Origin of the sequence: Erwinia sp. HR93 (genome assembly GCF_034555055.1) — a bacterium.
In the GTDB taxonomy this organism is placed as follows: Bacteria; Pseudomonadota; Gammaproteobacteria; order Enterobacterales; family Enterobacteriaceae; genus Apirhabdus; species Apirhabdus apintestini.
The window spans coordinates 1-21,606 of sequence record NZ_JAXUDP010000002.1 but is presented as its reverse complement, the minus strand read 5'-3'; the positions used below and the strand labels follow the sequence as shown (position 1 = coordinate 21,606).

Annotated in this window: 39 protein-coding genes and 3 tRNA genes; 35 read left to right on the top strand and 7 right to left on the bottom strand. The window is 49.1% G+C overall.

All coding sequences use genetic code 11. The features are described from left to right. Nucleotides 1–56: 56 nt before the first annotated feature. The 6 genes from SFA31_RS18510 to SFA31_RS18485 all read right to left on the bottom strand — a co-directional run bounded on the left by SFA31_RS18510 (nucleotide 57) and on the right by SFA31_RS18485 (nucleotide 3,199). Nucleotides 57–254 (bottom strand): hypothetical protein, encoded by a 198-nt coding sequence (locus SFA31_RS18510; protein ID WP_322839438.1) that lies wholly within the window; start codon nucleotides 252–254, stop codon nucleotides 57–59. A gap of 302 nt (nucleotides 255–556) precedes the next feature. Further along, nucleotides 557–1,216 carry a hypothetical protein gene (locus SFA31_RS18505; protein ID WP_322839437.1) on the bottom strand — a complete coding sequence of 220 codons (660 nt, stop codon included), beginning with the start codon at nucleotides 1,214–1,216 and terminating at the stop codon, nucleotides 557–559. 77 nt (nucleotides 1,217–1,293) lie between these two features. Further along, on the bottom strand, nucleotides 1,294–1,890 hold the full coding sequence (locus SFA31_RS18500; RefSeq protein WP_322839436.1) for a hypothetical protein: 597 nt from the start codon (nucleotides 1,888–1,890) through the stop codon (nucleotides 1,294–1,296). Nucleotides 1,891–1,892: 2 nt separating this feature from the next. Continuing rightward, nucleotides 1,893–2,084 carry a hypothetical protein gene (locus SFA31_RS18495; protein ID WP_416208364.1) on the bottom strand — a complete coding sequence of 64 codons (192 nt, stop codon included), beginning with the start codon at nucleotides 2,082–2,084 and terminating at the stop codon, nucleotides 1,893–1,895. Between the two features lie 74 nt (nucleotides 2,085–2,158). After that, nucleotides 2,159–2,290 (bottom strand) — tRNA-OTHER (locus tag SFA31_RS18490). Between the two features lie 246 nt (nucleotides 2,291–2,536). Beyond that, on the bottom strand, nucleotides 2,537–3,199 hold the full coding sequence (locus SFA31_RS18485; protein ID WP_063855083.1) for a LexA family protein: 663 nt from the start codon (nucleotides 3,197–3,199) through the stop codon (nucleotides 2,537–2,539). 118 nt (nucleotides 3,200–3,317) lie between these two features. Between SFA31_RS18485 and SFA31_RS18480 the strand changes: the two genes are divergently transcribed. The 20 genes from SFA31_RS18480 to SFA31_RS18390 all read left to right on the top strand — a co-directional run bounded on the left by SFA31_RS18480 (nucleotide 3,318) and on the right by SFA31_RS18390 (nucleotide 12,287). Continuing rightward, nucleotides 3,318–3,533 (top strand): helix-turn-helix transcriptional regulator, encoded by a 216-nt coding sequence (locus SFA31_RS18480; protein ID WP_063855084.1) that lies wholly within the window; start codon nucleotides 3,318–3,320, stop codon nucleotides 3,531–3,533. Nucleotides 3,534–3,635: 102 nt separating this feature from the next. Next, the gene (locus SFA31_RS18475) at nucleotides 3,636–3,926 is read left to right on the top strand and encodes a CII family transcriptional regulator (protein WP_322839434.1); all 291 of its coding nucleotides are present in this window, start codon (nucleotides 3,636–3,638) and stop codon (nucleotides 3,924–3,926) included. 43 nt (nucleotides 3,927–3,969) lie between these two features. Beyond that, complete coding sequence (locus SFA31_RS18470; protein ID WP_039266263.1) at nucleotides 3,970–4,230, top strand: hypothetical protein; 261 nt, start codon at nucleotides 3,970–3,972, stop codon at nucleotides 4,228–4,230. A gap of 62 nt (nucleotides 4,231–4,292) precedes the next feature. Beyond that, complete coding sequence (locus SFA31_RS18465) at nucleotides 4,293–5,201, top strand: replication protein (protein ID WP_322839433.1); 909 nt, start codon at nucleotides 4,293–4,295, stop codon at nucleotides 5,199–5,201. Beyond that, a complete protein-coding gene (locus SFA31_RS18460; protein ID WP_151413775.1) occupies nucleotides 5,201–6,535 on the top strand; it encodes a replicative DNA helicase in 1,335 nt (444 codons plus the stop codon). Before SFA31_RS18465 ends, SFA31_RS18460 begins: the two co-directional genes overlap by 1 nt. A 3-nt stretch (nucleotides 6,536–6,538) precedes the next feature. Then, the gene (locus SFA31_RS18455; protein WP_322839432.1) at nucleotides 6,539–6,988 is read left to right on the top strand and encodes a transcriptional regulator; all 450 of its coding nucleotides are present in this window, start codon (nucleotides 6,539–6,541) and stop codon (nucleotides 6,986–6,988) included. Then, nucleotides 6,985–7,173 (top strand): hypothetical protein, encoded by a 189-nt coding sequence (locus tag SFA31_RS18450; RefSeq protein WP_322839431.1) that lies wholly within the window; start codon nucleotides 6,985–6,987, stop codon nucleotides 7,171–7,173. Before SFA31_RS18455 ends, SFA31_RS18450 begins: the two co-directional genes overlap by 4 nt. Nucleotides 7,174–7,200: 27 nt before the next feature. Beyond that, complete coding sequence (locus tag SFA31_RS18445; protein WP_322839430.1) at nucleotides 7,201–7,482, top strand: hypothetical protein; 282 nt, start codon at nucleotides 7,201–7,203, stop codon at nucleotides 7,480–7,482. Nucleotides 7,483–7,493: 11 nt separating this feature from the next. After that, complete coding sequence (locus SFA31_RS18440) at nucleotides 7,494–7,754, top strand: hypothetical protein (protein WP_322839429.1); 261 nt, start codon at nucleotides 7,494–7,496, stop codon at nucleotides 7,752–7,754. A gap of 15 nt (nucleotides 7,755–7,769) precedes the next feature. After that, complete coding sequence (locus tag SFA31_RS18435; protein WP_322839428.1) at nucleotides 7,770–8,219, top strand: DUF1367 family protein; 450 nt, start codon at nucleotides 7,770–7,772, stop codon at nucleotides 8,217–8,219. Between the two features lie 7 nt (nucleotides 8,220–8,226). Then, the gene (locus SFA31_RS18430) at nucleotides 8,227–8,784 is read left to right on the top strand and encodes an NUMOD4 motif-containing HNH endonuclease (RefSeq protein WP_322839427.1); all 558 of its coding nucleotides are present in this window, start codon (nucleotides 8,227–8,229) and stop codon (nucleotides 8,782–8,784) included. Continuing rightward, entirely contained in the window at nucleotides 8,778–8,948 is a 171-nt protein-coding gene (locus SFA31_RS19125) for a protein NinF (RefSeq protein ID WP_416208363.1), read from the top strand. Before SFA31_RS18430 ends, SFA31_RS19125 begins: the two co-directional genes overlap by 7 nt. Continuing rightward, on the top strand, nucleotides 8,929–9,390 hold the full coding sequence (locus SFA31_RS18425; protein ID WP_322839426.1) for a hypothetical protein: 462 nt from the start codon (nucleotides 8,929–8,931) through the stop codon (nucleotides 9,388–9,390). The genes SFA31_RS19125 and SFA31_RS18425 overlap by 20 nt, the downstream gene beginning before the upstream one ends. Then, nucleotides 9,387–9,959: a phage N-6-adenine-methyltransferase gene (locus SFA31_RS18420; RefSeq protein WP_322839425.1), complete on the top strand. Its 573-nt coding sequence runs from the start codon at nucleotides 9,387–9,389 to the stop codon at nucleotides 9,957–9,959. The genes SFA31_RS18425 and SFA31_RS18420 overlap by 4 nt, the downstream gene beginning before the upstream one ends. Next, on the top strand, nucleotides 9,956–10,213 hold the full coding sequence (locus SFA31_RS18415; protein ID WP_322839424.1) for a hypothetical protein: 258 nt from the start codon (nucleotides 9,956–9,958) through the stop codon (nucleotides 10,211–10,213). The genes SFA31_RS18420 and SFA31_RS18415 overlap by 4 nt, the downstream gene beginning before the upstream one ends. Further along, nucleotides 10,210–10,590, top strand: a complete 381-nt coding sequence (locus SFA31_RS18410) for a hypothetical protein (RefSeq protein ID WP_322839423.1) — start codon at nucleotides 10,210–10,212, stop codon at nucleotides 10,588–10,590. Before SFA31_RS18415 ends, SFA31_RS18410 begins: the two co-directional genes overlap by 4 nt. Then, the gene (locus SFA31_RS18405; RefSeq protein WP_322839422.1) at nucleotides 10,590–10,775 is read left to right on the top strand and encodes a hypothetical protein; all 186 of its coding nucleotides are present in this window, start codon (nucleotides 10,590–10,592) and stop codon (nucleotides 10,773–10,775) included. Before SFA31_RS18410 ends, SFA31_RS18405 begins: the two co-directional genes overlap by 1 nt. Beyond that, the gene (locus SFA31_RS18400) at nucleotides 10,776–11,903 is read left to right on the top strand and encodes an HNH endonuclease signature motif containing protein (protein ID WP_322839421.1); all 1,128 of its coding nucleotides are present in this window, start codon (nucleotides 10,776–10,778) and stop codon (nucleotides 11,901–11,903) included. It begins immediately after the preceding gene. Nucleotides 11,904–12,132: 229 nt separating this feature from the next. Next, nucleotides 12,133–12,207, top strand: a tRNA-Asn gene (locus tag SFA31_RS18395). Nucleotides 12,208–12,212: 5 nt separating this feature from the next. Beyond that, a tRNA-Thr gene (locus tag SFA31_RS18390) sits at nucleotides 12,213–12,287 on the top strand. 494 nt (nucleotides 12,288–12,781) lie between these two features. On the opposite strand, the gene SFA31_RS18385 is transcribed toward SFA31_RS18390, so the two are convergent. Beyond that, nucleotides 12,782–13,330 (bottom strand): helix-turn-helix domain-containing protein, encoded by a 549-nt coding sequence (locus SFA31_RS18385; RefSeq protein WP_322839420.1) that lies wholly within the window; start codon nucleotides 13,328–13,330, stop codon nucleotides 12,782–12,784. 184 nt (nucleotides 13,331–13,514) lie between these two features. Between SFA31_RS18385 and SFA31_RS18380 the strand changes: the two genes are divergently transcribed. The 15 genes from SFA31_RS18380 to SFA31_RS18305 all read left to right on the top strand — a co-directional run bounded on the left by SFA31_RS18380 (nucleotide 13,515) and on the right by SFA31_RS18305 (nucleotide 21,533). Continuing rightward, nucleotides 13,515–13,751 (top strand): helix-turn-helix domain-containing protein, encoded by a 237-nt coding sequence (locus tag SFA31_RS18380; protein WP_088208398.1) that lies wholly within the window; start codon nucleotides 13,515–13,517, stop codon nucleotides 13,749–13,751. A 1-nt stretch (nucleotide 13,752) separates the two neighbouring features. Beyond that, nucleotides 13,753–15,825 carry a Mu transposase C-terminal domain-containing protein gene (locus SFA31_RS18375; protein WP_322839419.1) on the top strand — a complete coding sequence of 691 codons (2,073 nt, stop codon included), beginning with the start codon at nucleotides 13,753–13,755 and terminating at the stop codon, nucleotides 15,823–15,825. 10 nt (nucleotides 15,826–15,835) lie between these two features. Beyond that, nucleotides 15,836–16,756, top strand: a complete 921-nt coding sequence (locus tag SFA31_RS18370; RefSeq protein WP_322839418.1) for an AAA family ATPase — start codon at nucleotides 15,836–15,838, stop codon at nucleotides 16,754–16,756. Nucleotides 16,757–16,999: 243 nt separating this feature from the next. Then, nucleotides 17,000–17,179 (top strand): hypothetical protein, encoded by a 180-nt coding sequence (locus SFA31_RS18365; RefSeq protein ID WP_322838233.1) that lies wholly within the window; start codon nucleotides 17,000–17,002, stop codon nucleotides 17,177–17,179. Nucleotides 17,180–17,410: 231 nt separating this feature from the next. Next, nucleotides 17,411–18,055: a DUF3164 family protein gene (locus SFA31_RS18360; protein ID WP_322839417.1), complete on the top strand. Its 645-nt coding sequence runs from the start codon at nucleotides 17,411–17,413 to the stop codon at nucleotides 18,053–18,055. Between the two features lie 3 nt (nucleotides 18,056–18,058). Continuing rightward, a complete protein-coding gene (locus tag SFA31_RS18355; protein ID WP_322838231.1) occupies nucleotides 18,059–18,280 on the top strand; it encodes an ANR family transcriptional regulator in 222 nt (73 codons plus the stop codon). Between the two features lie 261 nt (nucleotides 18,281–18,541). Next, nucleotides 18,542–18,793 carry a hypothetical protein gene (locus SFA31_RS18345; RefSeq protein WP_322838230.1) on the top strand — a complete coding sequence of 84 codons (252 nt, stop codon included), beginning with the start codon at nucleotides 18,542–18,544 and terminating at the stop codon, nucleotides 18,791–18,793. Continuing rightward, entirely contained in the window at nucleotides 18,780–19,241 is a 462-nt protein-coding gene (locus SFA31_RS18340; RefSeq protein ID WP_322838229.1) for a hypothetical protein, read from the top strand. Before SFA31_RS18345 ends, SFA31_RS18340 begins: the two co-directional genes overlap by 14 nt. A 206-nt stretch (nucleotides 19,242–19,447) precedes the next feature. Beyond that, nucleotides 19,448–19,678, top strand: coding sequence for a hypothetical protein (locus tag SFA31_RS18335; protein WP_141177817.1), 231 nt, complete (start codon nucleotides 19,448–19,450; stop codon nucleotides 19,676–19,678). Between the two features lie 2 nt (nucleotides 19,679–19,680). Then, a complete protein-coding gene (locus SFA31_RS18330; RefSeq protein ID WP_141177816.1) occupies nucleotides 19,681–19,983 on the top strand; it encodes a hypothetical protein in 303 nt (100 codons plus the stop codon). Then, nucleotides 19,976–20,152 (top strand): hypothetical protein, encoded by a 177-nt coding sequence (locus SFA31_RS18325; RefSeq protein ID WP_322839416.1) that lies wholly within the window; start codon nucleotides 19,976–19,978, stop codon nucleotides 20,150–20,152. The genes SFA31_RS18330 and SFA31_RS18325 overlap by 8 nt, the downstream gene beginning before the upstream one ends. Further along, nucleotides 20,139–20,342, top strand: coding sequence for a hypothetical protein (locus SFA31_RS18320; RefSeq protein ID WP_322839415.1), 204 nt, complete (start codon nucleotides 20,139–20,141; stop codon nucleotides 20,340–20,342). The genes SFA31_RS18325 and SFA31_RS18320 overlap by 14 nt, the downstream gene beginning before the upstream one ends. A gap of 47 nt (nucleotides 20,343–20,389) precedes the next feature. Continuing rightward, on the top strand, nucleotides 20,390–20,710 hold the full coding sequence (locus tag SFA31_RS18315; RefSeq protein ID WP_322838228.1) for a hypothetical protein: 321 nt from the start codon (nucleotides 20,390–20,392) through the stop codon (nucleotides 20,708–20,710). Between the two features lie 130 nt (nucleotides 20,711–20,840). Next, complete coding sequence (locus SFA31_RS18310; protein ID WP_322838227.1) at nucleotides 20,841–21,119, top strand: hypothetical protein; 279 nt, start codon at nucleotides 20,841–20,843, stop codon at nucleotides 21,117–21,119. Between the two features lie 18 nt (nucleotides 21,120–21,137). Beyond that, the gene (locus SFA31_RS18305) at nucleotides 21,138–21,533 is read left to right on the top strand and encodes a regulatory protein GemA (RefSeq protein WP_322838226.1); all 396 of its coding nucleotides are present in this window, start codon (nucleotides 21,138–21,140) and stop codon (nucleotides 21,531–21,533) included. The last annotated feature ends 73 nt before the right edge of the window (nucleotides 21,534–21,606 follow it).

Genomic DNA, 21,606 nt, shown 5'->3' with positions numbered 1-21,606 from the left:
CGCATCTTCTGCATCCTCTTTCTGCTGTTCCGCCCGGTCCTGCATCGCGTAGGCATTCATCGCATCACCTCCGGTTGTCCGAAACCATCCAGAACCACGTCAACAACGCTGTCCCGAATTCGTTTAACCTCGCTAACTGTTTGCAGATACAGATAGCCGTTTGTATTAGCTGACGCTCGCCAGGTGCGGCCGTCATGGATAACCAGCGTTCCCGGTTCAACGTTTTGTGTTGTTACTGTTTGGGTGCCATACATAACGCCTCCATTGCCCGGTTAATTGCGTTTTTCAGTCGCGCTACAATTCGGTCTAGCTGTGATTCGTTGTGCTGGAATACGCCCATAGCGGCGCACCCAGCGGCAAATGCATAATTCCGCATGGGGGTGACTCCTGTTATTAGTTGGCATAGCGAAAACGTCTCTCGAGTGAATGACGTTATGGATATGCAGGCATAAAAAAGGCCGCTTATGCGACCTCGTTTAATGGCCGCTGTAATTTATTCGGCAATGAAGATGGTGTCATATTCACCTCTGTGGCTTGCTGCCAAAAGAAGGCCGTGTTACACGGCCTCTATAAATTCACCATTTTCATTAAGCTGATACCACTTATCAGGCTCAACTCCGTTTTCGCCGACCTTGCTGGCGCGAATATGGATAAGCGCACCGTCCTCATCGCGGTAGCAGAGCACAATTGCACCGCTTTCAGAGGCTCGAGCCTTGCCTTCAATGCCTAGTGAAGCAGCCACGGAGTATAATCCTGAAACCTCTGCCGCTGACCGGTAGCCAGTGTTGGTTGCCGCTGACTGGTAGCCAGTGTTGGTTGCCGCTGACCGGTAGCCAGTGTTGGTTGCCGCTGACCAGTCGCCAGTCATGATCTGCTGTTCAAGCGACTTATCAATCTTGCTCCAGATCCATTCGATGCCTCGCTGGATGAACTGAGGCAGCGTTAATTCGGCTTTAATGGTAATGCTGGCACTGGCGATTTTGGTGTCGCCACCTTCTCCACGGTCAGTAACACCAAAAGAGATTGTTTCCGCATAGCGGCTGTCCGCTGGCGGATAATAACCAAAAACACCGAAAGGGCATTCACAGGCATGAAAACCAGAGCCACAAGCCTCTACTTTTCCTTCGTGATGGAAGGTTTTGCCAATTTCAAACTGGAAGTCACGACACTTGAGGTCTTTATTGAATCCCTTGAATGTAACAATCTCTTTTGTCATTTTGTTATTCCTGAAATTTAGGTGATAAAAAAGGCCGACTTAGCGACCTGATTAAATAAGTGGCTTACTGCTCAGCTTCATGCGCTGAGGTCTTTTAGCTTCTGAATTGCTTTATTCATCTCGTCCATGCAGTCGATGAACTCGTCCAGTTTTCGCTGCATCTTTCCTGCTGCCTGGCATATTTCCAGCTTCACTGGCTGGAGCTTTTTGTTGAAGAAATCATTCTCATTGCGCTTTTTCTCAGCTTCTTCTGCGGCTTTTAGTAGCTGTTCAGCCTGCTTCCTCAACGCTTCAGGAGAGGTTGGCAGAGATAAATTTTCCATTGGTTTCTCCTGCTGTTTTGGAGGTTCTGCGGTTGCTACTGCTTTCTGTACTTGCGGCTGCTTCAGTGGGTAGACGTAGCCAGGAATTGTCGTCGGATATCCGTATTTTTTGTGTCGCAGGAAAGTCATCATGTTCTTTCCGTTAAGCGGTCTTGCCTGGAGCACCAGAATGCTCTCTCGTTGCTCCAGAAATTCGATTAGCGAGTCCTTTTCGCGCTTACTAAGCGACCCGAAAGCTCCGACCTTATTGCTTAGCTTGGTGAGCGTCACGCCTTCAGGCATCTTCTCTACAAAGCTCTTAACTTCTGCCAGCGGCCGGTAAAGCTTCGATGGCAACGTTGCTGGAGTCATATTTACCTCGCTGTAACCTGTTTACTCTTACGATGACCAGCTGCGTACAGCGCCACTTCCGGCAAGCAGACTGCGCCACCTTCAACTTCCTTCTGACGCGCTACGGCAAGCGAAATGGCTTTGGTTACGCGCTCACTACAGCCTTCCGACAGCCGTGAAAATGCACGGTCAATCTTTTTACAGTAGGCTTTCATCTCTTTGTGCTGACGAGCACGTTCGAGTTTACGAATCTCTCTGGCTTTCATTGGATACCTCCGATGATTGACTTTGGTGGTGTGCAGTGGGACTTGAACCCACATACCGAGCGGCCGCACCGGATGAGATAACCCATGTTGCGAACATTGGTTAGCGCTCAACTCCCTCTGCTGAGGGCGCTCTATCCGTTTGAGCTATGCACACCCCAAAGCCAACTACTCTTTGGCGGGGACGAATCATCCCCATATCATCTTGTTAAAGAGCTGCCAATCAGTTCCGTTTGGCTACCAGCGTCCTGCTGATGGCTTAACAATACAAAATGTACTGAGTGTCGTCAATACAATATGTACTTAAAATTTGCGAGAATGTACGAAGTGTATGAATGAGAAGGGAAAATAAATTTTGGGTATTAAAAAACCCGCCGAAGCGGGTTGAAGGATTGGAGGCTAAATTACAGGCCTTGCCATTTGGCTTCTATCACGACACCAATGATGCGACAGTTCCCATCTATTGGAAACATATGGTAGCTGGGGTTAAGCGGTTTGAGGTATTTCTGCCCGGCGTCTACTACGTATTTCTTGAAGGTTGCCTCGTTCTCTGAATCCAGCTTTGCAACTACAAGTCGTCCGTTCGTTGCCTCGATTGCTGGATCAACCAGTATCTGCATTCCTTCCGGAATGCTTAGGCCGGTGGGAGAAGTCATCGAATCACCCCTTACCGTCAGCCAGAACGACCGCTCGCTCGCATGTGCTGTTGTCTCAGGCCATACCTCAATCTCTTGAAGTTGATAAGGCTCAACAGCCTCGCACCAGTTTCCTGCGCTAACCCAGCTAATCAGGGGGAATCTCCTTACCTCAGTATTAGGACGTGGATTAGTGACATTACCCATATCAGAATCTGGATAGTCAACCATCCCATCAGAACTCAGCACCAACTCCTTCAGGCCGATCTGCTTCATGATTGAGGCGATATCCTCAATGCTAGGTTCGCGACGACCATTTAGCCAATGACCAATCGCCCCCTGAGTCTTTCCGAGAGCTTCGGCAAGTTTATCCTGGGTAATCCCAATCTGTTTCATCCTGGCCTTAGCCAGTTCATTCCACGGTGTTTTCATACGACGATTATTACGGGTTGTATTAACTGTCACAATGCACAAAATGTATTAATCTCCTTGCATTATCTCAGTACAGTTTGTATTATTGTTTTACGTACCATCCTGAGGAGATGAACCGATGAGCAATCTTCGGAAAATCCGGGAAACCATGAAGGTTTCTCAAGCCATTCTGGCTGAAAAGGTTGGGTGCACACAGGGAGCAATTGGGCACTACGAATCGGGTCGACGACATCCGGATTTGAAAATGTGCCGCCAGCTCGTTGATGCCCTCAACAGTTTTGGCGCAAAGGTTCAGTTGGATGATGTGTTTCCTCCTGAACTGAACGCAGCTTAAGCAGTACCGCTCTTTACACAATCAGGCCAGGGATGTTTCGTCCCTACAACCAACGCATCAACCGATGCGTATTTACTTATTAACTAAGGAATATATTAAAAAATGGAAATAGCAAAAGACAGCAAAAAGGTACGCGAAGTGGAAACAGAGCTTCGTGCCCGACTCGTTTCAATGGGTCAGACAAATTTCGCAAAGATGGCGGGATGGGCTGATTCAAAGGTGAGTCGATTAAACATTCACGATATGGCTGTGACGTTCGTTCTTCTGGAGAAAGTCTGGGAGACAAGCCTGATTCGGGAAGTGGCAAGACAGGCTATTGCAGCTGTGATGCCAGAAAGCAAAAAACGCCCAGCGGTAACTGAGCGTTTAGAGCAAATCACATTGGATTTTTGAGTCACTGTGTTACGTCAACAACACATTCAACAGGAGTAATTATATGCGAAAAAATACCGAATTGCACAAAGAAGTTAAGCGATCTCGCTTCCTTCAATCCATTGAACCAAACACCGCAATGATGTTTTCCAGCGTAGCTAAGTTTGAGCTGATGAAGTCTGAAGCTAAGGCTCTCCTGAAGGATTTGCCAGTTGAAGACGGATATACGTTCATTCCAAATTCCTTCCTCGAAAGGCTTCTCAAGCAGGACTTCTCTGTAGAGCAGTTCAACGAGATCCTGAAAGTATTCCGTGAGGGTCGATAGCCATGGAAAGCACTGCAATTGTTTACGATTTCAGCGCCGCACACGAGCGCAGGAGTTCCCGGATGGAAAACCAAAAACAGGGTCACTTTGCTCTGTTCAGGAGTCTTCTGTCAAAGGATTGGGCGACTGATACAGCCAAGTTTGCATTGTGGGTAAGGATTATCGGTCTTGCTCAGTACAAGCCACGTAGTGTTGAATTTGACGGCGTGAAATGGGACCTACAGCCTGGGCAGCTTGTGACGAAAATCTCCTATCTGGCGAGGAAACTTAAAGACTCTCAAGGGAATGAGAAGTCCGCTAAACAGGTTCGCGACATGCTCGAATTCTTCGCAAAAGAGAAGATGATCACCTTCGCAGGGAACCGTCATGGAACCGTGATTTCGGTCATAAATTACACAGATTATCAGGCCGATTTTGAGGTAACAAAGCAGGTAATTAACGAGGTAACAAACAAACCGAGCAATCATGCGGCCTCAGAGGTTGTTGAGGTAACAAAGCAGGTAATTAACGAGGTAGAACAGAGTAAGAAGTTATTAGAACAAGAATATAAAAACATTACCCAAACCCACGAAGTGGGATTGTCTGGTGATGATAAATTAACACCACGTCAGAAAGGTACTAACCCTCGAGCTAAGAAAACCAACAAGCGATCAGAGCTACTGACATTCGACCGCGAGCGTTTCAAAGAGACGTGGAACTACAAAGCAAAACGTCTCGGAATGCCAACCATCCTGAGCATCACTAAAACCACTGAGGCCGGAATAAATCGCCTCTGGTCATCCTACCTGAAGCAGTGCAAAGAGCTTGGCAAGGAGCCACGTGATATCGACAGCATCCTGAACGGATACATCGAGCATGGTTATAAGCCGACTCAGTGGGCGCTAGGTGGCAACCCTGAAGGAAAGGTATACGGGATTGATACAGCCCTGACGCAGAAGAAGATTGACGAGATTTTAGGAGCGGGAAGCTGATGGAAAGTTACGACTTTGAGCACCAACTGGTTGGCTCGATGATGGTCAAAGGAGATCACATCGACTGCCGCGAAATCGCCGGGAAACTTCCTGCTGAAGCATTCGAGAACTTCCACCTGAAAAGCATGTACCAGGCGATTGTGACACTGCTCAATAAGGCTGAGCCGGTTGACATGTTCACTGTGAAGGATGCGGTGCCAGCCGCGACGAAGGACTTTGTGGTTGAGGTTGCATGCAAATGCTCATCGGCGGCAAACATCCGCGGTTGGGCTAAACGTGTCAGGCAGTGCTGGATGTTACGCCGTGGCGAGGCTGAGCTTAAGCGAGCGGCAGAGCTTCTGGCAGGAGCAGGAACGCATGACCTGAATGACCGGATCGCAGAGGTTAGCGGAATCCTGTCAAAGCTTCAGTTCGAAACCAACGACAAGCTACCGCGGCGCATTGGTGACCTTCTGGATGATTACATGGTTGTTCTGGAAAATAGAATGCGCGGTGAAGAATCAGGAATGTACCTGCGTACCGGTATTCAGCCAATGGACGATGCCTACGGAGGATTTGACCGAACAGACCTGATTATCATCGCAGGACGCCCGGGAATGGGTAAAACGGAACTGGCAATCAACATCGCCAACTCCATTGGGCAGCAGAAAGGGAAGGGGTTGTTTATCTCGATGGAAATGTCCGATATGCAGGTGGTGGAGCGCCATGTCGCAGACCGCGCTGGATTGTCGGTAGGCACTCTTCGCAATCCCCTTGGGATGATTCAGGAGCACTACACGCGACTAACCGCGGCAACAGGAACACTGCTCGAAGAGGACAACTACGTAATCGACGGAGCGTTTACCGTGGACGAATGCATTGCCCATGCTGAGCGACTTAACATGGACGGCGGGTTAAGCTTCCTGGCCATTGATTACCTTGGACTCATTGAAAAGCCGAAAGCAGACAGAAATGACCTGGCTATCGCTGAAATCACCCGCAAGCTGAAGCAGTTTACCCTTCGCAATAAAGTGCCTGTAATCCTCCTTTCGCAGCTTAACCGCGGCGTAGAAGGGCGACAGGATAAGCGACCAAACCTTTCCGACCTGAAGGACTCAGGTGCTATCGAGCAGGATGCAGACGTAATCATCTTCCCGTATCGAGATGAAGTTTACGACGAGAACAGCAACATGAAGGGAATCGCGGAAATCATCATTGGTAAATACCGCTCTGGCCAACCGCAGACGTTCTACATGGGATGGAAGAATGGCCACTTTGTGAATATTGACCAGCAGGAAGCAGCCAAGCAATTTTCAGCCAACCAGACGGAGTCGAAATCAAACGACTGGAGATAATCCATGAACACACGAGACAAAATACTCAACCACCTTAAAACAAACATTCCCACCTCAGCAGCACAATTCGCAAAGCTTCTCAAATGCCAGAAATCACATATCAACCTGCTACTGCGTGACCTTATCGCAGACAAGCAGATTGAGATTGAGCGCATCAGCAATAGCGTGAAGTACTACCGGTTAGCATCGCTGCATCATGAGCGCACGGAGGCTGTCCTGAGCTATCTGGATGAGCATGAAACCGGAATGGCCGTTGAGATATCCACTGCAACAGGAATCGACAAACGCCTCGTCACGAAGATGCTCAAGCACCTTCATGAAAACGGTGAGCTTCATCGTGACTGGTGCCACAAGAACGCATGGGTATACAGCAAGAAGCCGGTATTTAACTTTGGCTGTGCAAACCCGTTAACTGATTTATTCAACCAGAGATTGAGAGAGGTGCGTGCATGAGCAATAGCGATTATGCATTTTACGCAATCATCGACGATGAGGACGCGATTGTTTCTGTGGGTCATGAGAAGTACGGCGAAGTTAAGGCTGTATTCCGCACCAAAGAGGATGCTCAGCGAGTCATTGAGCTACAAGATGACGCGAAGGGCCTACGCATAAAAAAATGCGAAATCGTACAGGCCTAACACCCAGCACGCTGATGGAGAGGAATAATGGAAGTAAAAACATACGCAGTAAATTGCAACGACGCCTGGCTCAACACTAAAGGCGATGACATCTCTGATTCATACGTTAAGTATCGCGACTTCAAATCGCTTCAGGACAGATTCCAGGCTTACTGCAAGCATGATGGTGGCATGTTATACGGTCCTAATGTTACAAACACCATTTGTGCAATCTGCTACTGGGATACAGCGAATTGCCAGCACCGCAGAAGCAATCCTGATGATAACTATTGCATCGATTGCGGACAAAGACTGAAAGAGGAAGAGTGATGGAGAGGAATATGGACGAATCAAGAAAGCAGTTTGAAGCAGAAATGGCAAAACTTGGCGACTGCGTAGATATGCGGCGAGCAAAGAATGGCGATGAAGAGTACATGGCATGGGATGTGCGTCTGGCGTGGAAAATGTGGCAGGCATCTCGCGCAGCTATCGAGATTGAGTTGCCACAGTGGTTTTCTCCGCATGACTGCGGAGATAAGGTTATGTGGTCAGACGCTGTAGAGCAGGCCATCCGCGCAGCTGGAATCAAAGTGAAGGAGTGAGTATGAGGCTAACTTATGCAAATAGAGATGATCAAGACCGCAGGTGGAGTATTCGCTCCGGCATTTGAGCATGACCTTCCCCGCCTTACTAAGTTCCAAAACGGCGAGATGTACACAGCCGAATTAAAGTTAACCCGCAACCCAGCATTCCATCGAAAAATGTTCGCGTTCTTCAACTTCTGCTTTCAGCACTGGGCTGCTGACAGGGCAGGGCTTGAGCATGCCGACGAAACCACTCAGTTCAACCGGTTCAGGAAAGACCTGACGATACTGGCTGGCTTCTACGACATGGTGACGAACATTCGAGGAGAGGTTAGGGCAGAGGCAAAAAGCCTGTCATACGGAAGCATGGAGGCAGATGAATTCGAGCGCTGCTACAGCGCGATGATTAACGCAGCTATCAAGCATGTGTTCGGCAAGACGAAAGACCAAAACATTCTCAACCAACTGTATAGCTATTTCTGAGGTGCATATGGAAGAAATATGGGCTGTGGTAGAAATATGCCCTGATTATGAAGTGAGCAATCTAGGCAATGTTAGGTCAGTAGACCGCTATGTAACAGTATCGGCGAGCAATAGGACCAAATCTTACAAAACGTTTTACAAAGGGGTGAAAGTAAATCCATTCATTTGCAAGCAAACAGGTTATTTACAAATAAGAGTTAAGAAAAAGAAGTGCTCTGTCCACCGGTTAGTTGCATTTGCCCATTGCGATGGATATGCGGAAGGGATAGTCGTAAATCATAAAAATGGCATCAGGAACGATAACAGAGCTGAAAACCTTGAATGGGTTACACAGGCTGAAAATAACCTTCATGCATTCCGTGTAAACGGAAGAAGGCCGAGCTCACTCGGAAAATTCAGTGGGGAACACCCAACAAGTAAGGCTGTTATATCAACAGATATGAAAACCGGAGAGGAAAGGTTTTACGAAGCTGCGATGGACGCAGTAAGGGAGGGCTTTGATAGCTCATCAATCAGTCGATGCTGCCATGGAGGTATTTCTGATGATGAGAGATTCCGATGCTAACAACTGAACAATCCCAACAGTACGAGCGTAACAGCGTCAGATGCGTTGTATGCGATGACGAGTTGAAAGCAGATGAAACGTATTGCTGTGGATTCTGCGAGTCAGAGATGTGCGATCCTAATTTTGCGATGGTGGAGGTGATAAATGGCACTAAAGAGGGATAAATTTGATGCCGTGTTCTCTGCCCTGGTCAGGGAGCGGACAAACTGGCAATGCGATTACTGCGGGCGAACATTCCACCACGAAAAACAAAAACTCCACTGCTCCCACTTCAAATCAAGACGACACAAATCAACCCGATACCACCCATACAACGCCTTCGCTCACTGCGTAGGATGCCATCGCAAGCTGGAAGAAGACCCATACGAATTCACGACTCACGCCCAACTCACCTACGGCGAGATGACCATCGACCGCGTAGCGCATCTGGCAGCCATTCCTGTGCGACTGAAGCCGTGGCAAATGGATGAGCTTTACCAGCACATGAAAGCCGAACTAAAGCGCATGGAGGCTCTCAGGGGGCAAGGTGTAATGGGGCGCATAGAGTTCACATTACCAGACTGGTATCAGGATGAGATAACCATGCGAATGGGGGAGGCAGCATGACGGACAAATCAAACACCCCGGCAGAAATTAAAGACCTGTGGCGCACACCACCAGAGATTTTTGCGGCACTTGACGCTGAGTTTGGATTTCAAATTGATGCGGCAGCATCGGCGGAAAATGCATTGTGTCGTCGCTATATAACAGCGGAGCAGAACACACTGGTAACACCGTGGCGCGATTATATCACGATACCGGGTCATGTATGGCTAAACCCTCCATACAGCGACATTACGCCGTTCGTGGCTAAAGCGGCAGCCGAGAAATCAAACGGCGTGGGCTGTGTAATGTTACTGCCCGCCGATACATCAGTAGGTTGGTATCGGCGGGCTATCGAGACTGCCAGCGAAATCCGTTTCATCACCGCATCTGTAGATGATACAGGTCGTGTGACAGGCGGGCGCATTAAGTTTCTCAACCCGCTAACCGGCATTCCGCAGGGTGGCAATAACAAAGGATCAATGCTCATCATCTGGCATCCATATCCACGCTCAGGAGAGTGTCGAATGACGGCGGTCGATCGTGATGTGCTGATGGAGTACGGGCGCAGATTCATGAGGAAAGCAGCATGACAGACATAAGCAGAGAGGTCTGTGAAGAGTATCTGGATGCTCTGGTCACAGTGGAGTTATCCGTGAGATTCGCACAGCTAGAAGACAGGAAGGTTAACGCCACCATCCGCGCAACAGTAACCGAGTTACTAAAGCGCATCCGCGACAAGAAAATTCGCGCCATCTTCGCAGGCTTAGCACGTCAGCCATTCCCTGATGGAGCGCTCAAGATGATGCGTCGCCAGTTAGACAGCTTAGTAGGAGAGCCGGCATGAGCATTGAAACCGAGATAGAGCTTGGACAAGTTGTCGCATTCCCAACCAAGAAAGAAAGCCTAGAGGATGGCCTAGTCATCCAGCGCGAAGGACAGAAAGTTATGTGCCTGCATTCTGCGGTTTGGGTCAACGAAAAGGACAGAACGCTACGCTGTCGCAAGTGCGAAACGCTTATAGAACCCTTCGACTTTTTAATGACCCTATGCGACCAGGAATCTCGTTACATGGAGAGAGTTAAATATCTTCGTCGAGAGGAAAAGCAGCGCCGACAGAATATCGAGAAGCTTATTCAGATTGAGAAGAACGCTAAATCTCGAATAAGACGCGCAGGTAACAAAGAGCCTTTGCCACTATGGCAGAACGAGAGGGTTGAATAATGTGCTCAGTAACTAACATCCAGCAAGTCAAATGGCAGCTTCAGCGCGATATGCATACCGAGCAGGTGCTGATTGGCAAAGAACATGAGCTAGAGCGCAGTCTTGAGTATGTACGCGAGCAGCTGCGGGAAGTGCGTAATCGGCTCGGAACTAATAAGCCAGACCATGACCCGGAGGCAGCGTAGATGATCACAACCAAACTGATAGAAATCGATGACGAGCAGAAGCTTGAATTGGCTAAGGTCAGGGAGGCTTTCTACTACAACCCTGAGACAGGAAATTTTAGTTCAAGGCAGCATAATGGCATCCGTACAAGATGCATGATCGGCGATAACGGTTATATCTACGTAAGCATCAAAGGGAAGAAGTACGCAGCCCATAGGCTGGCATGGTTTTACTTCCATGGCAGATGGCCTAAAGAAGATATCGACCATATCAACGGAAACCCATCTGACAATCGCATTCTCAACCTCAGAGAAGCTACGAGAAAGCAAAACGCTCACAACCGACGTCTTGGCAAAAACAATACCTCAGGCATGCGTTGTGTCAGCAAGAACCGCGTCAATGGAAAATATGCTGTAAAGATATGGCGATTTGGGCAATGTTTCTCTCTTGGCGAGTATTCAGAGAAATTTGATGCTGCGAGAGTGGCTAACGATTTTCTCAGGAAAACAGACGAAGAGTTTTTCAGCGACGTTAGAGCTAAGCATGACCTACCTGATGATCAGCTTGCACTTCTCGCCACCATTAAACGAGCAAAAGACCTCGGGTTCAAACCAAGGCTTTTACCTGAAAATAGAGTGTGGGTGTCTCACATGCTTAATGCTTGGGGGCGCTGGGCATATGATGGCATGAGCGAGAAGTCTCAAATCAGTCCAATTGCCAGATTCATGGAGTCAGTGTCAGGTCGGGGGGCCATAACATCTGATGGAATCGTGGCAATCATGGAGAGTCTTCACAATCGCGGTTACAACGGTGAAGAGCTTATCAAGAAACTTGCGCAAGTCATCGCAAATCTTAAGCACTCGAATACTGATCGCTGCACTGATGAGGAAGGCATGTTTATGGACAGGCTCATTCTCAATGTGCTTGGAAACAAGACTGTGCTCACTAAGGTTGCGGTTAATTACTACGTATATGGTCATGCAGTAGAAACCATAGCGCAGTACCTGCAGCGATTAACAAGGGGATCACTAACGATGCCACAATCACGTGACAGAGTTAGATGGTGCATTAGTTTAATTGAGGCTAAGCTTTACCATGCAGCTATGAAGGAGTTAGAGCGTGATGAAAATGCAAAATTTGTCGCATAAATAAATTTTATCCGAAAAAGCTTGCAAAAAAATTATAGCCTGGTAAATTCTCTGTATGCTCGGAGCAAAAGCGAACTGAGCAGGCGATGAAGTACAAGATGACAGTGCTGATGAATCGGGGACATCGAAACCCTTGAGCCGGGTCTAATGGGGACGGCAACAACGCGACTTCAGCCATCGCCAAGAACAAACAAGCCCTGAGTTAATAGCTCGGGGCTTTTTGCATTTAGGGTCAGAAGCACAGCGGTTGTGCGTTCGGCTGTTAACCGAATGGTCGAAGGTTCGAATCCTTCCTGTCCCGCCAAATTCGCCGGTCTAGTTCAGTGGCAGAACGGCAGCCTTGTAAGCTGCGCGTCAGAGGTTCGATTCCTTTGCCCGGCACCACGACCTTTCTGAAAGCGTCCTATCACCAATCACCAGAACACATCCAGATACCCTTGCACATTCGTGGCGACGGGGTAGGGCGTTTTACAAAAAAGAAAAACCCAGCGCTTGGCTGGGCTTCGTGAAGATGGGTGGCAAGAGACTGCGCTAACAGCCTCTTGCCTGATTTGCTCATGCGTTTAGTCACGAACATGTGGGGGGGTAATCATTTTGATACTGATCGTACATACCTTAAGAACGCCGACAGCCTTTGACTGGCGCGGCATTGGTCGAAATGTGGGATTTGATACCCGCCGCGAAAAAATGATTTAAAACTGATTTTTTCGAACGGTATTTGATACTCGAATGATTGTTACTTGTGTGAGTTTTAACTGCATTTAAATCGTTTTTGATTTTCGTTTGAGCAGGCGGCTAGAAAAGTTGGCCGAACTCAATAACCTCATAAAAAATATGCATTACACCTGACAGCAAGAAGCTGCCTACGCTTTCCTAATCTATCCTGCTCGCTTAGCTTCCTGAGCTAGGCTGTCCGTGCTGCTCACTTCACTTCCTTCAGATGCCCCTTTTTTAGCCTCATGCAATGCTAATAGGCGTTCCTTTTCCTCCTTAGGCAAAAGAAGCAAGGTGGTATCGATGTCCTCGTCAGTTCCAGCCGAGGATAGAATGCCTCTGGCCCCTTCCTTGTGGATCAACCTAATCAAGGCTTCGGCATCTTCTTTACTAAGAGATTCATAGATCATTTGCCATGTAAATTTGAGAGGATCACTCACATCGCTTGGGCTATTTGTAGTCCATTCAACTTTATCTAGTCCAGTTGCTAACCACTCCAGACTTACTCTTTCTGCTTTGGCTATCGCTAGAGCGACTTTGAGTGCGGGTTCAGTGCCCTTATGTAGGTAGTTGTTAATTGTCGATGGAGGAAGATTCCAAGCTTGTGCTGCGCTTCTTACACTTCTATTGCCAATCAGGTTTTCAAGGCGCTGGCGAAAGCTTTCTTTTTCCTCACCCTCAATAGCAAATTTGTTTTCTTTTTGCTTGCTCATTTTCTTTACCACATAAGTTATTGAAATGTAGTGTCCTTTAGCCTCCCCACGGCTTGCGTGGCTATAAATACAAAAGAAAGAGCTATTTTTGCTTTACATGGGCTACATATGGATCAATACTTTTATCCAGACGGATAACCCGCAGGGCTTATCCGCACGGTTAACTTTGTAGGGTAATCGAATGATGGAAAGAAAAGAAGTATCCAGTGCTGACTGGCACCGTCTGGACATTGTGGCTGCGATCCACAAACAAGGCACTACCATGCGTGAGCTGTCTGTTCGTGCAGGTCTTAAGCCCGACACGCTTAAAAATGCGCTTAATCGCTCTTACCCAAAAGGTGAGCGAATTATTGCGAGTGCTCTAAATATAGAACCGGCCTGTATCTGGCCCAGTCGTTACATGATGCGTAAGGCGTCCTGATATGTTCGTTACGGTGAATGAGTTAATTGGCCTGCCGGGGTTGCCTGGTACGGTTCAGGGAGTGCGGTACACCCTGAATAAGTGTGCTGCTGGTTTACCGGAAATGATGCGCCGCCGCCAGGGTACGAAGGCCTACGAGTACAATGTTGATTGCTTGCCAGACGTCGCGCGTGAAGCTGTTCAGGCCCGCATGGCGCGTCAGCTGCTGGCACAGTCTGCTTCCCTTCCGGTAAAAGCGACCGCCAGAGGCGAACTGGTCACGGGAGCAGGTGGCGAAAAGGTACAGCGCGATCTGGCGCTTTACCGCAAGTGCCCGGCCCTGCAGGAGAAGAAACTGCGCGAGCTGACCGACAGCCAGAAAGCAGTCGGTGATGCGCGGATGGTGCTGGTTCAGGAGGTGTTACGCCTTATGGACAGCAGCGAAAACGGCGGTCTCAGCATGAAGCGCAAACAGGCGGTCGAGTTTATTGCCGACGCTTCCGTCGCCGGGACGCTGCCGGATTATGTGCAACGGGCCGCCGATATCGCCAACGCCCGCAAGGGTGCCACCCGCACCGGGGTCAGCGTGCCAACGCTTCAGCGCTGGCTGTCAGCCTGGATGGCGGCAGGTACGGTTGGTGAACGTATGGCGCTGCTGGCACCGGGTAAGGTCAGCAAAAAAGAGGTGTTCCAGTATTCATGGATGCCGGACTTTATGCGCTTCTGGCGCGATACCAACAAACCCACCGTCATGATGGCGTACGAGAAGTTTGCGAAGTGGTGGGTTGAACAGTACGGAGACAACGAGATCATGTTATCCATGCTACCGAAGGTAGATACAGTGCGCTATGCACTGGACAAGCTGCCCGTAGCCGAGCGCGAGCGCGGACGTGCAACCGGCTCCGATTACAAGAAGTATCTGCCGTTCGTGCGCCGCGACTGGTCTGTTATCCCGGTTAATGGCGTATGGGTCGGCGATGGCCACGGCATGAAGATGGAAGTGATTAACCCTGAGACGGGCAAGCCGTTCCGGCCTGAGATTACGCTGGTGATCGACGCCCGCACTCGCGTGGTGGTCGGCTGGAGTCTGGCCATGTCCGAGAGCCAGGTCGCCGTAGGCGATGCCATCCGTAACGCAGTGTCACGCTATGGCGTACCGCTGATGTATTACTCCGATAACGGTGGCGGTGAGAAAAACGCCGTATTTGATGCCGATATTACCGGTATTTTCTCCCGCCTCGGTATTGAGCACCCCACCGGTATTCCGGGTAATCCACAGGGGCGCGGTATTATCGAACGTCTTAACCAGGAAATACCGAAGCGTGCCGCGATGGCCTTTGGTTCCTGGGTGGGTAAATCTGGTGACCGGGAAGCGCAACGTAAGTACCGCAAGGCGGTGGATTCAGCGGTTAATGCCCTGGAGAAAGGGAAGCCCCTGAATGAGGTTCAGGCCTCAGCCATGCGTAAGGTGCCGACGATGGAGCAGCTGGTCGCTGAGATTGAGCGCCAGATAGAGCGGCATAATAATCGTCCACACAGCAGTCTGCCGGAGCGTAACAACGGACAACACTGGTCGCCGCTGGCCTACCGTAACCACGTTATTAAGCAGGAGCAGGAAGAAATTCAGTACCTCACCAGCTCTGAACTGCATGAAATGTTCAGACCTGAGCAGGTCTGTATAGCGCGACGCGGCGAAATAAAGTTGTTTAAAAATATCTATTTCAGCACGGAACTTGCCAGCGTCGAAGGCGAAGAGGTTCGCGTCTGCTTTGATATTCATGACCCCCACAGCGTTATCGTGCGGCGTATGGACGGCACCTGGATATGTGACGCCATCTGGAACGGCAACAAAGTCGATGCCTTCCCTAAAGCCCGTATCGAGCAGCTTAAAGAGAAGCGCGTCAAACGTAGCGTCAGGAACCTGGAAGACAAGGTGCGTCGCAAGCAGGAAGAGCTGCGGCCAGCGCTGGAACAGCGGCCTGAGATTGACGTTACGATGTTTGCCCCGCAACGGAATAACAGCGAGCCTGAAAAGGTTTATTTATTCGAATCGGAATTTGAAAGCGATTTAAAGAAAGCCAGTAATCATCAATAAGGTTATTTAAATGAACATCAAAGATAAATTAATCCACTTGCTGGAGGGGACTGGCTACACCCAAAAAAAGGTAGCCACTAAAACGGGGCTGAGTACTGCGGTTATTTCTCAGTATCTGAAAGGCGTCTATAACGGCAATATCAGTAACGTCGAGTCGGCTATCGCTGACTTTATCAGCCGCGAGGAAGAACGCGCCCGCCGCCGTGAAGTTAAAGAGTCCTTTGTTCAGACCCAACTGGCCGGGCTGGCGCTGGGTTTAATCAGCAACACCCATATGGACAGCGATATCGGCGTTATTTATGGCCCTGCAGGCATGGGTAAAACAATGGCGCTGAAGCGCTATGTGGAGATGAATAAGGGCGCGATCCTGATTGAGGCTGACCCCGGCTACACCGCCAAAGTGCTGCTACAGGAGCTGTGCGCCCGCCTCGGCGTGAAGAAGAACGGCAATATCCATGAGTTAAGCGAGGAGTGCATACAGGCGCTGACGGGCACCGGCTGGGTTGTCCTGGTGGATGAAGCCGAACTGCTTCCCTACCGTGCGTTGGAAGTACTACGCCGCATCCACGACCGTTCTGGCGTCGCCATCGTGCTGGCGGGCATGCCACGCCTGCTGATTAACCTCAAGGGGTCTCGCGGTGAATTCGCACAGCTTTACAGCCGTGTAGGTATGGCGCTGGACCTTGAGGTGCATAAGGGGAAATCTGAAATTGATGATTTTAATGCCATTTTAGCCAGCTTATTGCCCACACATGACGGCAGAAACGTTATCTCAGCTCAGGGGGTCGCAGAGGCCTTTCTGAAATATTCGAAAGGTAATTATCGTCGAATGTTCAAACTGGCGCGAGGCGTGGTTCGCGCTAGCGCTATCGGTAATCAAGGTATCAGTGTGAAGCTAATTGAAACCTATGCACAAATGCTAATTCATTAATAGAGGGTAAAAATATGGATAGAACAGCGATGTCAGCGGCCCGCTCCCGCGCAAAAATGCAAATCCAGACCCACGGTGGGCGTGTTACTGGGTGGCACCGTCACCTACCGGTAGTGTACGCCTTACCCCCGCTCAACGGCCCTGTGTGGCCCGTCAGTGAGGTTTTGGAAGTTTCAGACGGTGTTCGACAAATGACTCGGACATCCTATATCGGCGGCTGTACGGTTATCTGGAGTTGAATAAATGGCTGTAAAATTAATTTTGACGCTTTCAAGTAATAATAATGGCATTAATTTTAATGCTGAAATCGACAATGCAAATAAAAATGAAGATATAGAAGAAACGCTCATTCAATGTTTATTAGCAGCCTGTTTGGGTGAGTTAAATCGTTTAAAAAAAGAAAGTCATGATGGAGATAGTTAAATGGCGATAGTGATGAAAGTCTTTATTGAGCAGGATGATACTGGTGTTGGTACGCTTATTCAAGCTAGTGGTCCCTGCACCTCTTTATTGAGGAACAGGAGGCGGCACATGCCGCATTTATTCACCAGTCAATACTGACCGCGATGGAAACGATGAACGGGTTTAAACATATCGACACCAGCATTTGTGAAACAAAAGAAATCATTAAATCCACTACAGAAGGAAATAAAAATGTCCATTAATAATCAAACTGCGGTTGTTCCTGAAGGTTATATGAAAGACCGTAAAGGTCGCTTGGTGCCGATTGAGCAGGTTTCTGATTATGATCGTGAAATGGATGCCTTTGTCCGTTCTCGTGTTGCTGAAGCTAAAGCAGAGAGCCAGCGTATAGCCACCTTTAAACATAACTCATTTGGGGATTGTTATGCGTGGTTGGAATTATGTGCTGAGAAATTCGGGCGTAAGCTAGGTGGCGTCAAAGGCAACGTGACCTTCTCAAGTTTCGATGGAAGTCAGCAAATTAAGATAGCCGTACAAGATAGGCTGACATTTGGTCCTGAAGCTAGGTGGCGTCAAAGGCTGCAGGTTGCCAAGGATATGATAGATGACTGCCTAAAAGCTTGGTCTAAGGGCGCGGATGAGAAGCTACTGACGATTATTACTGATGCTTTCGATGTGGATAAGGAAGGCAAGCTGAATACGGGCCGTATTATTTCTTTACGCCAGCTTAATATTCAGGACGAACTCTGGCAGCAGGCGATGGAGGCGCTAAATAAAGCACTGGTCGTTTCCGTAACATCGACTTATATCAACTTCAAAGAGCAAGATGAAAACGGAAAGATGGTCAATATTCCTCTAGATATTGCTGGGGTATAAAAGATGAATATGAACGTCGAGAATGCCGCGCGTAATAACTATGGGCTGTATGCGGTTGGGGCGGGACGCGCAGAGCGTAACGGGGAATGGGGTAAGGCTGCTGAACTATGGCAATCCGCCCTGAGATATGCCCGCACCAGTCACTGTCGCCAGTGGGCTGAGACCCGTATCGCTTACTGTTCTAATGCTGCTGCACGCGGCTGGGGCGGGGTCAATGAAAGCTAAGGCTTTTAATCAGGCGCATGCGGTAGGAAGTCATTTTATATACCAGCCATGCAGAGCGCTCAGGGGCGGTTATCCGGTCAGAACCAGAGATAAAGCGCGGGATTTTAAATGTGGTTGTATTGTTGAAATAGATCGCGCTCCTTATTTTGTTAAAACAGAAACACTGACGCCTGCGGGCTGAATTTAAACCGAAATTAATCATCGTTTAATTATGGCGTAAACCGTCAGGGGACTGCTTACGCCTGAAACAAGGTAATTCATATGAAGATAGTTAATTCCGAATTCGCTGAATTTATTCAGGATTTAACGTCCTGGCATGAGCAAAAAGTCGCCGACCTGCAGCTCGTCCTGGCTAAACCTGATGCATCCATATCTTTAGGTAACGGGCTGCCAGATATTCAGGCCGGTAGCGAAAAAGCAAAGGGTGTTCGTATCGGTATTATTTTGGCATTGAGTGTATTAGGTGAACTGCCATTTTCATTTGATGAGGATGATGACGATGGCGATTACTAAACCGCAATGGACTGGTATCGAAAATACGCTTAAATCTGGTGCTCCTGTGCGCTTCCTGTATCAGGGGCATGAAATTGAAGTGATGAAAATCACCGTTCGCGAAACCAAAATGGCCTACATCGTCGCGGAGGGCGGCCATGCTCTGGTGGGTTTTCTGAAAAAGGATGATAAGGCTTATAACCCTCTTTCTGAGGTGTTTCTTCGCAAGAAACTGATTAACCCTCACGCGCGAATCACGCGGTCTATTGCTAAGGAGCGCGGCGGTAAGGCTTACCTTAAGCGCAAAGAGAACCGATATATGACGGAGAAAACGCTGGAGGTAACAGATACGTTCTTCCCTACGGCGCGGACGGTGGTAACACACTTTCGCAAAATAAAAGGGCTTGAGCTGGCTCCCGGTGGGTTCGTCAGCGCTGATGTAGTTAAGGGGGGCGATAGTGCTGCTTAGAGTCACCGAAGCAATTTACCCTCAGCCCGGCGAACGGCACGAGTATTGTCTTAATGATGGAAGTTCTGTCGTCGAGTGCCCGGCTCTGCCAGCCGTTTCGCGTTTGAGGTTCTACGACAACCGTAATCACCGGATTCTGAATAAAACAGTCCAGGCATCAATGAAGGCTGCTGTTAATCAGCACAAGAAAAGATGGGGTGGAAGTCATGGCCAGCGCTAATCCGTATGCTGAACACGTTAAAACCGCCCGCAGCCACCTGCGTCGTCTGGCGACGATCGAACGCCATTTGCTCGAAATGGCAGAGTGCTGGGGTGAGCTGGATACCTGGGTGATGTCACTGCTGGAAAGACAGTCGGAACAAATTGGTGAATTATCGAAAGAGCTGGACGGTTCAGTGGATGACTGGAAGCGCGGCACTGAATGGGAGGAAAGTTAATTATGGGTAAGGCTACTTATCTCGATGAACTAAATAAAGCGTGGCAGAAGGAATACCGTTTCCGCCGGAAACGTTGTCACTCCCCGTATAAAAATAGCGATAAAAACCGCTGGATTGAAGTCTGTAATGCGCATAATCGACGCGTTATGCGTAAAGCTCGCCGTTCGGTTGGTAAGTCCAATAAGCTTGGTTGCCGGAGAACGGTGCGAGGTATGTGCGCATTTCTCAATGAGATCCAGATGTGGTCGACAATATGCCGCCATAACCGCAAGGTGTCATCCGCTAAGGAGAACTGTCATGGGTAAAATGACGTTCGTGGTCGATTATCCTGATGGTCAGGAGCCACCAGTAAGCGCTGGTAGCGATATCTACGGTGGAACGTTGGTATCCGCGTCGTTTCATGATGCTATTGAGTCTGGGGATTATATCGCCTTCGTTCTTGAGTTATCTTCAGGGCGGATTGTTTTGGCTTGAGGCATGGCTTGAGGTTGCAGAGGATAATGGCTGGAAATTCCAGGAGATTACCCGAAGTTACGCTAAAATCGTCGTCCCTGAGGATCAGGTCTGTAGCGTAGAGAAACTGGTCAAAGTCAGTGTCCCTGTTTTATTCCAGATGGATGTTGTAGCGTCGAAAGCACCTAGAATAGTGGAAAATTTCCGTTAATAGCATAATGGCCTTCTTCGGAAGGCCTTTTTTTGAGGGGTTTTTATATGTCTGATGGATTAAAAACGTTTAGAAATTGTGCGATTGGGGGCGTTCTTTTCTCGACCGTGACATCTATGATTCGTGGGGCTTTTGTCGAAAATCAGTTAGAGAGAATTGCCAACGGCATAGAACTTATAGCCGGAGTTGCCGTGGTGTGTGTGATTGTCTGGTTATACTCGCTAAAGTATCAATACCCTGAATTTTTCAGGAAAGCGGATAAAGCTCCTCGCTCGCACCTGACGCCCCCGAAACGTGAGCCGGAGCAGAAAACCCTATCAGCCGTTGAAAAGGCAGAAAATGCAGAGCTATGGGGCGGTAAAAAGTGATTCTGTTTAATTGACGCCATGCTGTTTTTGTGATCCAATCAAATTGTTAAAACTGTTCACCACAATTTGAAACTGGCTCAAGCCCCGCCCTGTGCGGGGTTTTTTCGTTTGAATCCCCGGAGAATTTCCCATGACCAACTATGCCAAACTCGGCGAGTACACCGCCTATAAAAAACAGGCTCAGGACGCGGCAGATCGTCGTCGCCTCAGTCTTGCCATGCTGGAACGTAAAGCCGGTGATTTGAAAAACCTGTGTGCTGTGACTATTGATGTGCCGGAATTGACCGCTCTGCAGCAGGATGCCGTCAGGGCTGAAGAGGAGATGCGGGCCGCAGTCGAGGCGGCTAATCAGGCTGCACCACTGTGCGGTGAGCACAAGATTGATCTCAAGCTTCTTATGGACATCTGAATCGGTTACGGGATACCAATGAAAGCAAATCTGATCCGCATTATTCACACAGGCAAATCATCCCTCGGCTGGGACGATGACACTTATCGCGATGTGCTGGCCCGCCAGACCGGCAAACGTTCGGCGCGTGACTGTACCACCGCCGAACTTGAAAAAGTGGTGCTGTACATGCGCACTCAGGGCTTTGCGCCGTCTTCCCGTGGTCGCCGTCCCCGCGTGGCGACGGGTCGTAAAGCTATGCTGGGTAAGATTGAGGCCATGCTGGCGGAGGCTGGCCGTCCGTGGGGTTATCTCGATGGTATTGTGGAGCGCATGCTGGGCGAGGCGAAGCCGGTAGAGTGGCTGAATGACGATCAGGTGCGTAAGCTGATGCAAATGCTGATTGTTGACGCGAAGCGTCACGGGAGGCTGTAATATGCGCGAGTTTGACCTTGAATCTCTCGAAGCGCTGTTGCCGGATACCGCCCGCCAGATAGCCGATGTGATT